Annotated in this window: 13 protein-coding genes and 1 pseudogene; 4 read left to right on the plus strand and 10 right to left on the minus strand. The window is 37.9% G+C overall.

Going from position 1 to position 12,418, the window contains the following annotated elements; translation table 11 throughout:
* Nucleotides 1–131: 131 nt before the first annotated feature.
* The 8 genes and pseudogenes from EHO65_RS20040 to EHO65_RS07435 form a co-directional block, all read right to left on the minus strand.
* Nucleotides 132–1,112 (minus strand): annotated as a pseudogene (locus tag EHO65_RS20040) (hypothetical protein); the annotation flags it as partial.
* 11 nt (nucleotides 1,113–1,123) lie between these two features.
* A complete protein-coding gene (locus EHO65_RS07405; protein WP_135773498.1) occupies nucleotides 1,124–1,426 on the minus strand; it encodes a hypothetical protein in 303 nt (100 codons plus the stop codon).
* 98 nt (nucleotides 1,427–1,524) lie between these two features.
* Entirely contained in the window at nucleotides 1,525–2,931 is a 1,407-nt protein-coding gene (locus EHO65_RS07410) for a PBSX family phage terminase large subunit (RefSeq protein WP_244243485.1), read from the minus strand.
* Between the two features lie 4 nt (nucleotides 2,932–2,935).
* Nucleotides 2,936–3,523, minus strand: a complete 588-nt coding sequence (locus EHO65_RS07415) for a hypothetical protein (protein WP_135773500.1) — start codon at nucleotides 3,521–3,523, stop codon at nucleotides 2,936–2,938.
* Nucleotides 3,524–3,560: 37 nt separating this feature from the next.
* On the minus strand, nucleotides 3,561–3,875 hold the full coding sequence (locus tag EHO65_RS07420; RefSeq protein ID WP_135773501.1) for a hypothetical protein: 315 nt from the start codon (nucleotides 3,873–3,875) through the stop codon (nucleotides 3,561–3,563).
* Between the two features lie 71 nt (nucleotides 3,876–3,946).
* Nucleotides 3,947–4,876: a helix-turn-helix domain-containing protein gene (locus EHO65_RS07425; RefSeq protein WP_135773502.1), complete on the minus strand. Its 930-nt coding sequence runs from the start codon at nucleotides 4,874–4,876 to the stop codon at nucleotides 3,947–3,949.
* Between the two features lie 64 nt (nucleotides 4,877–4,940).
* On the minus strand, nucleotides 4,941–6,023 hold the full coding sequence (locus EHO65_RS07430) for a DNA-methyltransferase (protein WP_135773503.1): 1,083 nt from the start codon (nucleotides 6,021–6,023) through the stop codon (nucleotides 4,941–4,943).
* Between the two features lie 60 nt (nucleotides 6,024–6,083).
* Complete coding sequence (locus EHO65_RS07435) at nucleotides 6,084–6,449, minus strand: hypothetical protein (protein WP_244243474.1); 366 nt, start codon at nucleotides 6,447–6,449, stop codon at nucleotides 6,084–6,086.
* A gap of 644 nt (nucleotides 6,450–7,093) precedes the next feature.
* Between EHO65_RS07435 and EHO65_RS07440 the strand changes: the two genes are divergently transcribed.
* From EHO65_RS07440 to EHO65_RS07455, 4 genes are all read left to right on the plus strand, one after another.
* Entirely contained in the window at nucleotides 7,094–7,648 is a 555-nt protein-coding gene (locus EHO65_RS07440) for a hypothetical protein (RefSeq protein WP_135773504.1), read from the plus strand.
* A 472-nt stretch (nucleotides 7,649–8,120) separates the two neighbouring features.
* Complete coding sequence (locus EHO65_RS07445) at nucleotides 8,121–8,876, plus strand: ParA family protein (protein ID WP_425269334.1); 756 nt, start codon at nucleotides 8,121–8,123, stop codon at nucleotides 8,874–8,876.
* Nucleotides 8,873–9,556, plus strand: a complete 684-nt coding sequence (locus tag EHO65_RS07450) for a ParB N-terminal domain-containing protein (RefSeq protein ID WP_135773505.1) — start codon at nucleotides 8,873–8,875, stop codon at nucleotides 9,554–9,556. The genes EHO65_RS07445 and EHO65_RS07450 overlap by 4 nt, the downstream gene beginning before the upstream one ends.
* 447 nt (nucleotides 9,557–10,003) lie before the next feature.
* Nucleotides 10,004–11,290 (plus strand): hypothetical protein, encoded by a 1,287-nt coding sequence (locus tag EHO65_RS07455; protein ID WP_135773506.1) that lies wholly within the window; start codon nucleotides 10,004–10,006, stop codon nucleotides 11,288–11,290.
* Between the two features lie 4 nt (nucleotides 11,291–11,294).
* On the opposite strand, the gene EHO65_RS07460 is transcribed toward EHO65_RS07455, so the two are convergent.
* Nucleotides 11,295–11,756, minus strand: coding sequence for a hypothetical protein (locus EHO65_RS07460; protein WP_135773507.1), 462 nt, complete (start codon nucleotides 11,754–11,756; stop codon nucleotides 11,295–11,297).
* A gap of 3 nt (nucleotides 11,757–11,759) precedes the next feature.
* The gene (locus EHO65_RS07465; RefSeq protein ID WP_135773508.1) at nucleotides 11,760–12,125 is read right to left on the minus strand and encodes a hypothetical protein; all 366 of its coding nucleotides are present in this window, start codon (nucleotides 12,123–12,125) and stop codon (nucleotides 11,760–11,762) included.
* Nucleotides 12,126–12,418 lie beyond the last annotated feature (293 nt).

Raw genomic sequence — 12,418 nt, forward strand, 5'->3', positions numbered from 1 at the left:
CCAAGCGATCTCATATATTCTTTGCTATGAAGTGAATCTTCCGTTGGAAAAAGTCGGGCTATTTGACCTATCCTTTCTAAACACTTGCGACAAGAAACTGGCGAGTGATTATGGGAACTACTATCTACAGCGTAATTGCCCTTTGTAAAACGGACATATTGCGCTCTCTCGCCACCTTCGTTTACGAGCATCAAAAGTTTTCCGTTATTGAAATTGATACTACATTCAGTAAAAGCGAATCTTTGCATGTCCCGGTTTAAATGATCTGTGACTAACTTTTCATATCTTTTTTCTCGCAAACTCCGCTGAAATTCACTTATCCCGTCTTCAAAAAGTCCTAAGGCTGCTTTGATTTCGTCGTCATCCGGTGAAACCATAAGAGATCGAATTTCCGAAATTGTGGATCCCCGCACTAATGCCTCAGAGATTTGTTCACGGTACATCCGAGTAATCAAGTCATAGGCTTTTCCGGTTCTTTCTCCATTCTTATTGTAAATCGCAAGCCACTCGGCGCCTTTCGCCTGTGCATAGAGCAACGCGTAAGACTGCTCGCGAGTAAGTCCGGTCCGCTCTATTAATTCGTCAATGTTATCGAGTCCCGGAAGATTATACGATTTCGCTTTTTCGGAGAATTCCGGAATAGTCATTTGTTTTAACTCGTCAGGGTCCTCCCCTTGTCCGAGCATGTACTGGGCAATATATCCTAGGATTGAAGCCTTATCTCTCTCTTGCTTGTAAATTCGATTCCAATCTTGTGCAAGGAAATCAAAGACACCTTTGTCAGCGTCTTCTAATTCATCTCTTGAAACTACTCCCTCTGGAAATTGAAGTCTTTGTGTTTTTGTAATTCGTTCACGTTTGTATTCTTCTCCTATGGGAAGAGTTACATTGATACTTTTGCCAAAGAACCGAGGTCTGTCCAATAGAGACCCGAAAAATTTCCTTCGAATCGATCCAATCGCATCTTTCCAGTTTGCTTTTTGAATTTCAATTTGGATAGCACTGGAAGAATTCCCAAGTAGTAACCATTGCAATGTTAAGAAATAAGAGAGCCACACATACTGTAGTTCTCTCAGCACTCTATATTCTGAAAACGGGGATTCCCGTTGCATCTTTGAGGATCTTAAAGCTTATTATTCTTACGAAGCAGAGTCTCTATTTTCCAACCAATTATTTGTAATCGCGAGTCCCGATCTTGCCCCGCGACCACTGAAGAAACAACACTGTCGTCTATAGATTGCCTTTCCATTTCAGAAAGTTGCATTATAGCTTTTGCTAAATTCGTATCATTTGGGAATGGAATTCTTTCCCCCTTCCCTTTTCTTATCATTGTGTTTGGATAATTTCTCTGAATCTCCGTTTCTTTTGAAAGTGGAGTTTCTATTTCGTCATGCAATTCAATTTGGGATAAAGAACTTTCAGACATTTCTTTCCTCATTTAAGCTCAATTTTCCTAATTATGAAATATGACCCTCGTATCGGTTCGTTTGGTAAAAAGTAAGTTTACATTCTTGATAAAATTTCTTAGGGTTTACCTAAGTATAATCCTGGGTCTATTCCCATTTTACTTAACCGTTCTGAGCGAATGTCTGAAAGAGATTTCGATTTTCTCTGCTTTTCTTCCTTCATCTTTTCTAGCTCTTTTGTGATAATCCTATTTTTATTCCCGACAATCCGTAGTGCAAAATATCTCAATGCGTCCAGTGCGTGATCTAAATATTTCACCGGAGTTTCTTTTGGATTTTTTCCTTCCTTTACGGGCTCCCAAGAATAAATAGATAGCTCTTCGATTATATGGACACAGCTTCGGAATATTCTTAATTTTACTCCCTTTGTTGAGAAGAGAAGTTTTAAGACTGCTTGAATCCCAGTAGAGACATCCTTGTCGGCTGCGATTGTCGGAAATCCGCATTCTGCCATTGTCGCACGATCTTCCGCATCGTGATCGGACACTATAAACAGGTTTGGTTTTCTATTCTTCTTTAGCTCTTCGCAGTGCGCCCGAACTGTTTTTTCTCTTACGTAATATTCATCCGCTATATACCAAGTTTCATTCGACTTATCGAAGTATAACCAAAGAAATACAAAAGGATTCGTATACCCAAAGTCGACAGCACCAGCACAATCCCAAGTCTTCGGAATTGCAAAAGGCTCTACAATTGCAGTTTCAAAGCTCGCATATACAAGTCCTTCGGTGTCAACCCACTCCCCGAGATAAAGTCGATCCCTTTCGACTCCGCTTAACTCCGAGAGCATTTCCTTATATTCTTCAGGAACGAACGGATTATCTAAAGGAGTCCAATGTCTCCTTGCAATTCTCTCCAATCGATTGCGAATAAGAGCTTCACCTGTCTCAGGATCTTGTCTTAGGACAAAATATCGATAGATCCAATGAAATCGATTCCGTGGATTACAATCCACGACCATTTTATTTGTGAGGCCCTCTCTAACATGCGAGAGCCTTGTTTTCATTTTTTGGTACGTTGCGAATGAAAGCTGAGTAGCCTCATTCAAGAAGATGGTGTTGAACTCGGTCCCCATAATTTTCTCAACCCGATCGGAGTCGTCGAGGCCGGCCGCGTATATCTCTGCACCGTTTGAAAATTGAATGAGGAATTCTGTTTCGTTTAATTCGTAGTCTCTTCCACGAACAAAACCCATGTCCTTTAAGCAAGGTAGAAGAGTTTGTCTCCAAACAGAAATTCGAAGATGATTTAATCTGTACCTAGCGATTAAATGTCTTGAACCAGGACTTAGCCAAGCCCTTGAAACGATCGCTTTTACTATAAGATAAGTTTTACCGCTTCTTGCACCTCCATCATAGCAAATCTCTTGGACTCGACCGCTCTGCCAATCCTCGAGTAATGCAGTGATTTGTTTTGTTGAAAAATATTTAGAAAGGTTTGTTTCTTCTTGTACCTCAGGGGCAATTAGCTCAGTCTTTCTCTGCTTCTTTGTCTGAGTTTTTCCCGGCACGGATCACCTTTTCCACCGCAGCAGGACTAATCCCAACCATTGTCAGTACTTGTAGTATGGGTCTTGTTGACTCTCCCTGAAACTCTGGAACATCCTTAATAGAATCCGCTTCACCAAGTGATCGTAATCTTCGGTTCCAAGCATCACGCCAAAGTTTTCCAAGAGCCGCAAGTTGTGCGTATGGTATTGTGATTGTCTCGCGTCCATTATCATCGGTGGAAATTTTAGTCTGCCAGTTGGCTACATTTCGAAACTCGATCATGCACTTAAAAATGATTTCTCTTGCTTCCTCGTTCATTTCAGCAAGAGCTTGGGCTTTTGAGTCCGAGATAATTTCAGCGAATTTTTCCTCGCTTTTTCTCGTAATGTCCCGCCTCTTCTCATTCCATTTATGTGTTCGAATATAATGGTCTAATTGTTTGTACGTAACATTGTGCCGGGAACAGATTTCCTCTCGGGTAAAACCTTTTAAATAATCCGCTTTGGCCTTCTCTAAACCTTTAGGATTTAATGCTTTAGATTTAACTTTGTTTGGTTTGGAAGGCATTCTCCGGTAAATTCATCTTATAATTTAAGTGGAAAGATTATCGACCGGACGGAAATCTAAAGTCCTCACGTAAGAGCATTTGAATTCTCTCTTTCAATTCATCTTCATTAAAGAATGAAATTTCTTCATCTATTTGGTTTTTGGCATTGGAAATTAAATCCTCCGCTTTAACCGCAAAGAACTCGTCCTCTCCAAAAATACGAAATGTGCAGGGAGTCATTACACCAGTTGCCTTCAGGTGAATTTCTCTAAGTTTCAATAAGCTTCTAAAAGCTATGAAACCAAATATTAAAGAAGTAAGAATTGAGAGAACCAAAAAGGAAACTATGGTATAAGCAAATAGATCTTGCATGATCTGAATCTAAAAAGTAGTCAAATTGTTCCCTGCAAATTCGTATTCGAATATTTAGAAATTTTTGGGATTTATTCGCCTCCCCTTCTCTTTTCAATATATTCTTCGCAAACCTGGCATATATCATTTAATAGTGCATTAGTGCATTCCCATTTACCTCCTTCTAATTCTGCAAAATAGCTTTGAGAATAACCTAATAATTGAGCAAGTTGCAACTGAGTAAGCTTTGCTTCCTTTCTTAGCTCTTTAATTCGGCCGGCAGTTTCTAAGTTTGCTTCTTTGTAATTTTTTTCAAACCAGACAGATTGAGCAGCCTCCGCCGCTTCTCTAACAACTTTCTTAAAAGTCCCAGGTCCAAATTTGTATTCTATATTCTTTCCGTGAACTTGTAGCTCGAATCCATTTGCTCCCATATCCGATACATTGATCCGGACATTCTTTATTCTCTTCTTATCCCAAAGTTCTCTAAGTTGCTCAATAGTTAAGTCGTGGGCTGCCCCTTTTCGGATCTTTTTTAAATCGGATTTTAATGTGGCTGTTGAAATGCGAGTTTTTCTAGATATTGCAACAAGGCGATTAAGAGTTATTTTTTTACCTTCATAAAATTCCGGACACACTTCTTTATATATACGCAACCGCATGTTGAAGACTAGTTGTATTCGTCCCGCATTCCTAGAAATCAAATACGAAAGTTCATCCTTAGGACTTACCAAATATCCAGGACACATCTCCCAACCGAGTAATCGAATTGCTCGCACCCTGGTTTCTCCAGATAGTACCATATACTTATTTCCGGGTGTTGGCTTTACCGAGATTGGTTCTTGAAGACCATTTATTCGAATGTCTTCAGCTAAAGACGTGATTGTCTCTTCCGATTTTATCCCAAATAGTTCTTCATTCTTTGGATGGAAGTAAAGCGAGTTTAGAGGTAAGGCAACAGTAAGCCGAGTTCTTTCGCCATTTTCGATTTGAGGAAGTTTAATTTCTTTCGAAGCTTGCACCCTTTCTAATTCTAAAAGGGAACATTTTTAGTCCTGAAATCTGTATCTTGCCGATTGAATTTGTTTAGGGAGTCTTTTCTATTTCTCTAAGATATTTTTTAATTCTTCTTCGAGCCATTCTTGCATACTTTGGGTTAAGCTCAATTAGCAAGTAATCTCGACCATGTTTTTTGGATGCGAGGGCCGTGGTTCCAGCGCCACCAAAAGGATCTAAAATTAAGGCAGGCTTGATCGGTGCTTTGTGAGTACAACCTCTCTTCCAAAGCCATTCATCCAATTTTCGTTTCTTTCGAATATATGGAGCTCCGCATTTTGAACAAACGCCTTTTTCAGAGGTAGAAGCCCTAACACACGGCTCGATTAAATCTATCGGAAATGTTGCGAAGTGCGCTTCTTTAAATCGTTTCGTAGTTACAGTCCAAACTGATCTCTTATTTCGTGTTTCTAAAACTGTCTTAAAGTTCGTTTGATACTTAGTATTTGCACTCTTAATCCGACTTCTTTTTGCCGCTAATGATTTCGGCCGGAAACTTGGATGATTTGGATCTGCACTTACAGCAGGTTCTTTTACTGCTTCGAGATCGTAGAAATAGATTGGGTTCTTAGACAATAGAAAAATATATTCGTGATTTGTAACACATCGATCTTGAACTGGATTTGGTTTAGTGCTAGGCTTATGCCAAATTATATCCTGTCTTAAAATCCATCCGTCCTCTTGCAAAGCCAGTGCAATACGCCAAGGGACTCCGAGTAAATTCTTTCGCTTCAAATTCGAAACTCTAGGAGCCTTTGTTAATTTAGATGGCTCTCTAATTCTTGTTCCGAACTCTTTAGCTCGTTCCCATGATTCAAAGGTATTCTTTTTACTTCTCCAACTACTATTATATGAATCCCCAAGATTAATCCAAATTGTACCATCATCTCTTAGGACTCTTTGTATTTCCCTAAAAACACTTACTATCTTCTCAATGTATTCCTCTAAAGACTTCTCGTTTCCGATCTGTCCTTTCATACCATAATCCCTAAGATTAAAATATGGTGGTGACGTTATTACAGTGTGAATTGAATTACTCGGGAGTTTTTCGAGAACTTTTAAGGCGTCGCCTGCAATAACTTGATTTTGCAGAACAATCGGAGTTTTGGTCATCGGAAGTTAGAAGGGGTCTTATCGTTCCCCTCCCCTTCCTGGATTTTATGTAATTAGAAATTATCGGAAGGCGAGTTGCAAAGAATTTTTAGACTTTGCATCTCCCTTTTTCTCAAGAGTGGACTTTGATAAGTCCTGGAATTTATCTTTTGGAATATCGTAGAAAACTCCATTTCTCCAGATTTTAATTTTGCACGGCCTATGATTACCGTTTATCCCAAATAAGTGAATCTGAACAGAATACTCAATGCCCGAGTCTGCTTCTTCTTGAAGTCGGGTTGCTTCTTTAATAGCTAAATTCTTCGCTGAAATTCCGGCAAAGAAACGGCCTGTTGCCCCCCAAGCCTCGCGGTCAAACTCACGCTTAATGTGCTGATATATATGGTATTCTTCTCTTGATGCTCCGAACATTTCAGGTCCTTCCAAAAGGCAATTGTCCTTTTGTCTTTAAATTCTACGACCGAGACTGAAATATTATCGTCCAGGGGTACTTTAATATTTTTACGTTCCCTAAACTTTTCCTTAAACATCAATTTTCGACCCTACCTTTGCGATATTTTTCGATCCGGATAATGTTTGTTCACCTCTCTTAAAATAGAATTCACGGATCTTTCGTTTCCTAAAAACCGTTTTCTTAAAAAATGAATTAGGTAATAAATTGCAGCGAGTCCGAATAGACTAAGAATAATATCTAACATTGGTTCCACCTGAAGTATTTTTCACGCATACTGTACAACTATCTTATTCACATAAATCAATTCCCTTTTCCCCACTTCCCTACCCTTTTTTCTATTTCCTAATTCTAATGTAGAAAATTTTTAAAAGTGATCTATAAATTAATAAAATATCCCATTATAGCATATTTTTGATCGGCCTGTAGGACTGACAGGAAAAAGGAAAACTCCACTTGCGGGATCCCTTTTTGCTAAAAATAGCTATTTGTAAAGGACCCAGCATACTCTACATAAGGCTTATTATTTTTTATTTATTAGCTCAGAAAAATTCTTCCATTTTGGCAGATTTTGCAAATTTTGTACCATTATGGCAGATATACCGAAGGGCAGGGGACTTTGAGCTCCAAAGAGGATCTAAGCGCAGCAGGAAAACGATTCATGCACGCCCTTCGGATGAAAGGCTATGAATCTAATAAAGATATATCTGAATTCGCAAAGAAGCACAGGAAAGGTGTGACCACTATATACAGATATGGCCGTGGAGAATCGGAAATTCCGGAAGCCTTTCTGGATAGGTTACTTCATCAAGAATCTATTTCAAAGATTTTTATTACAAAGAATAAAGGAGTCTGGAAAGCGTCGTTAGAAGAGAAAATGTCACTCTTCGACAAAGACACAGAAATTCTAAAATGGTCTAAGACTATAAAAGAGGATTTGAACTTTGCAAGAATGCAATATCTTTGCAGAAATCTAAAAGAAGGAGAATTAGATCTCCTTGGCAGAATAGCCGCCGAGTTACAACTGGCTTCTGATTATAAGCTACTGTGGTCCCTACTATCTATAGTTATAAATTTACCGCCTGAAGGTAGGGAAACTTGTGCGCGCTATTGTATAAAAATCGAACAGACATTTTTTAAAAAGAAATTAAAACAGAAATTAGTATTAAAATAACTTTGCCTATTTCCCAATAGAGAAAAAACCACCCTAAGAAAGATTATGAATATTTTTCATCTCTTTCTTGAATTCCTCTAACATTGCTTATAAGATATTCAACATATATTTTTTAATAAAAGATAGGGTCAGCGTTTTGTAAAATCTCCCTAATTGACTCAAATAACATTTTTGAGATTTTCGAATTTCTCTTCCAAAATAAGAAAGCCAATAACTGGATAATCAATGAATAGCGATTAAGACTAAAATAAAAATAAGCGAAGATATAAACCCTGCTAAATTTATGGAATATGCGTGCATTTAAGCTGATGGCTATTTAAAGACGGCAGAAAGAATTCGGCCCCCAAAAAGACCATCTGGAAAATAGAACTTTATCAAAACCCCTAGCTCAGGTGCGGAAATTCCGCACCTGGCTTTTTTGGACCATTTTCTTCAAATTATAAAATTCTGCTTTCTAATTGAATGTATCTATATGAAACCGTACAAAGTGGTTTCATACGCAATTGTAAATCAAAAAGGGGGGTCCACTAAATCCTCAAATACTGCTATTTTCGCAAGAAGTCTTGCTGCTACTGGGAAGCGAGTATTAGTTGTGGATTGTGATCCTCAAGGAGGCATTTCCTCAGTTCTCGGATTTCCCGCACTTCAAGAGGGAGATTTTCGAAAAGGCTTAGTGGAAATCCTCTTCGGGTCGGACCCTGTCGTAGGCGAAAATGTTCATCCAACAGATCGTGCTTTATATCCAGGATCAATAGACTTGATTCCGGCTGATTATAGATTAGACCAGGTCTTCTTCACCACTTCACCCTTCGCCCTATCCCAAGCATTAGAATCGTTCGCAAGCGAAAACTATGATGTTGTGATTTTAGATACTCCACCAACTATGCAAGGAATAACTCGTTCAGCGATATTCTTTGCAAACTCAATTATTGTTCCATGTGAGATATCTACTCAAGCCTTAGGGCCAACGCGTTATACTGTAAATTCCGTTCGAGAAAATAAGAAAAATCCGAATATAGTATTCATTGGCTGGAAAGAACCAGACGGCAATGGATATCAGGCGAGATTATCAAGAGAATTTTTAGAAAATTTCGAAGATATTCTACTAGGCGATCTTCCAAAAAATACCACCGCAATTTCGTTTGCAAGCGAACCAAAGAAAGTAACCGAAGCGCTGCGAGAAGGCATCATAGCAAAAGCTTTAAATATTTTAGAAAAAGCAAAATGAAAAAAATCGGATCACAACCTTACTCTGTCTCTAAAATAACCCTCTCACCTGAATTGATGGAGGTTCAGGGCGACATGCCAATACAGGAATTGGACTACGAAAATATTCGCGACTCCATCAAAGCAGACGGTGTAAAAGATCCTATTCGCGGATACATGGGCGCAAACAGGGTTTTTCAAGTTCTCTCAGGGGCTAACCGACTTCGAGCCTGTCGGGAACTTAAAATATCAGAAATTCCTATCGAAGAGTATGAAAAAGGAACTTGGGAAGAAAACGTCAAATTTGCCATTATGGAAAATCTGATTCGACGGCATTTCACGTCAGATCAAAAGAGAGTACTTGCAGCTAAATTATTAACACTGGATCCGGAACTTTCAAACCGGGCATTAGCAAAATTAATAGGAGTCAATGACAAGACCGTCGGGAATGTTCGAAATAATCTTGAATTAGATTCGAAAATTCCGAAGTTGAAATCTAGGAAAGGAGCAGATGGTAAAACGCAATCTGCAAAAAAATCAGGTGCGGAAATTCCGCACCTAAAAAAATCTGCGCGTGCCAAACAAATCAGTGACCTCAAAAAAGAAATATCTTCATTAAAGAATGATATTTCAAAAAAACAAACTCTACTAAATAAAAAAGAAAAAGCGCTAGAAAAGCTTTATGAATCCGCAATTCGATAAAGTAAGTTTATTTTTTAAATTATTAGATTTTACTTTTTCCTTATTTCAATTTCCAAAGAATTCGAATGTACTTCCACAGATGATCTTAATATAGTTCAAAAAAACTTTTATCTTTTCTAAAAAGTGCTGGTACTTAAAGACCTTTTATGTTAACTTGAATTTGTTAAGTGCAATACTTAACGAACTCGCAAATCGAATACAGCCCGAGAAGAGCCTGCGAACTCTCTCGGGCGCCTTCCGAAAATTTTTAAGAGACATAATTTTACTTGCTTTTTTTTGCGTAGTACGGGACTAGCTGTACCCGTTTGAAAGAGACATAATTTTAAACCGATCTTTCGCAGGGTCGTATTTGCGGGTTCGAAAGAATCCTTCTTAGGCTTTTTTTAGAAATCAGGTTAGCGCCTCTGGCCGGAGGTATGTCCGCTGCTAATTAAGCAGGATTCAATTATGGAACTTCAAAAACAAGAGGTAAGGGGAGATTATATCCCGCCCGAAATTAACGCTCTTAATTATTGGCCTCAAATGAGGATGTTACTAGCTAAAATCGCATATTTGGACCAGAAGGCACAAACAAAATCCAATTCCCCAGATGCTGGATGCTTTGCTCGAAACAAATACTTAGCAAATCAATTTAAAATCAAAAAGCAAACGGTATCAAAGTATCTTATGATCCTGAAAGAGAAGGGAGATATTACAATCTCGTTCTCTCTAAATCAAAGAGGTCAAAAACAGAGAATTATTAAATCAAAATATTCAATATACTTTTTCAAAGACCAGGATGTTCAGTCAAACGGTTGTTTGACCGTGGTCAATCAAGATGATGGACAACAATCAAAAGGGTTCTCCAAGACGGTTGATTCCAATCAAACGCTCAATGTACATAGTTCCCAGAATTATTTAGATCCCACTACAGTACAAAAAACAAAAGGGCAGACTTTATCTTTTGATTATCTTGTTTCTGAATATGGAATAGAAATATTTTCCGAGTCGTTAAGGCGAGCTATTGCACAAGGAATGGAAAAGAACTTAGCATATATCAACGGAATTTGTAAAAATGTAAGGGCTGAAAAAAACAAACCAATTGAGTCCCCTATAAGACCAAATTCGGTTACGACAGAGAATACAAATAAGAACGAACCTCAAATTCCTTCTACTTACGAACCAACTTGGGACGCCTTCATTAATTGGTCTAAATCTAATCTTAGTCGATCAAGCGTAGAAGTCTTAGTAAAAGTTCAGTGCATTATTTCTGATAATGGGCTCTCTATAAATAGCGAACTCCCTGAGACATTACGGATGATAATTACAAAGTATTTCACAGATAAAGTTCCAGTGCCAATTGATGTGGTTTTTAATCAATCAAGCAAATCAGTTCATTTAGCGGATGATCTCGTTCATCAAGACAAACAAATTGAATTAATGAACCGAGACAAAGAGAAAGTCAAAGAAGATATTTATCCAAATCAAGAAGAAATTAATAGATTCATAGAAAGGCTCCAATTGTCTTCCAATGAGAATCTTGAAAAGGCAAACTTAGTAAAATTCGAGATACCGCAGGTTCCAAAAATACGATACTTGGACTTTTCAAATCACTCGAAATCAAAAAAGTCTAAGGAAAGAAGTCCGTATCTTTTTGGAACTAATGAAGAGATAGTCGAATTGACTAATACTTTCAGAAACCCTTTCGGCTACGTTAAAATTCGAGGTCGAAGCTTATTGAGTGGAGTCGCATAATTGTCTAAAGACGAAAATGTGAATAAGCATTCGATGGGGGAGGGGGAAGGACTTGCTTGAATCGCCTAAAGTCAACTTCTAATTCTTCGAACACAAGGGTATCATTGATCCTAATAGGGTATAAAACAACCCCATGATAGACGGAGCGAACTATGGTGCCATCATGTGAAGAAATACGAACAACAGGTTCAATAAAACGCTCTTTTACTACTACTGTAGCATTCTTCAATAGAGGATATTTAGCAAGTAAGGGAATTTGAGTTAAAAAATCGTTAGGTTCGAATTGCTTCCAATCTTTGTTAGAGAGAAGAATTTTCACCTTACTTAGAGCCAAAAGCAAATACATTTCCTTAAAGGTCTTTCGGCGAAGCCTAATTCTCTTTTTTTGAAGGCTTGCTTTTATAAAGATCTTTCGGCAATACTTTCTAGTGCCGAGACAAAGCAGATTCATTAAATTAATCATCATTCTCTAAGCCGAAGCGGTAGATTTTTCCTTCTTAGCTTTTAAGGTAGATAGCTCAACGTTAAGCTGATTTATTATTACTTTTTGGTCTTCGAGCAATTCACTTTGCTTTCTAATTTCGGAAAGTTTTGTAAGTAATTCATTTCTACAAAACTTAATTAGCCGTCTTTGCAGTCGTATTTTAAGCAAAAGTTTCCAAAGAAATATTTCCCGTTTTTTAGTTTGAGCCGAATGATAATTCCGGAAAAATCTATAAAGTAAGCTGAAGATACCTGTTTCTTTTTTACTAAGGGCTATTCTTAATTTAATGGAAAATCTATGCCGTATTCCAAGGTCTTCAATCAATTCTGAGCTACTGAATCTATTTGGCACTTTGGCTTTCCTCCAAGCTATACAATTGTCAATAAATTATCCCTTAAAAGAGCTGCTTACATTTACTATTAGCAATTCTGCATAGTATTTTTGATCCGAAAGCTAATTCAGATAATTCGAATATCGACTACGGCAATGAAACCGGAGAAAACCGAGGAATTTTTCTTTGTAAAAATTTCAGAATCCGGTGTCTGGATTGAATTGAACAAAGATTGAAATTATGCGAGGATCTATAACAATAGTTCTTCGGACTCGGCTTAATTTGATAAAATCAGTTTTTCCAGAAATAATGA

Source organism: Leptospira andrefontaineae, from assembly GCF_004770105.1.
GTDB classification, from domain to species: domain Bacteria; phylum Spirochaetota; class Leptospiria; order Leptospirales; family Leptospiraceae; genus Leptospira_B; species Leptospira_B andrefontaineae.